Raw genomic sequence first — 291 nt, 5'->3', positions numbered from 1 at the left:
GCCAGATTATGGCAATTCTCAAACAAAATGAGGCTGGAGTTCCAGTCCCTGAGCTATGCCGTGAGCATGGTATTAGCTCAGCTTCGTTCTACAAGTGGCGCTCAAAATATGGTGGCATGGACACTTCGCTCATGAAGCGCATGAAAGAGCTTGAAGAAGAGAATCGTCGGCTCAAAAAAATGTATGCCGAAGAGCGTCTTAAAGCTGAGATTCGATTGGAAGCTCTTGAGGGAAAGCTCTAAAGCCATCCCTGCGCAAGGAGATGGCGAAAGAGGCGATAATCAAACATGC

At 47.4% G+C, this 291-nt stretch carries 1 pseudogene; it reads left to right on the top strand.

The features are described from left to right. A pseudogene (locus VQ643_RS16395) lies at positions 1–291 on the top strand (transposase); the annotation flags it as partial.

The sequence above is a fragment of the Pseudomonas sp. F1_0610 genome (genome assembly GCF_047470865.1).
Classification (GTDB): domain Bacteria; phylum Pseudomonadota; class Gammaproteobacteria; order Pseudomonadales; family Pseudomonadaceae; genus JAZDRH01.
This window is presented reverse-complemented; position numbering and strand designations above follow the sequence as displayed.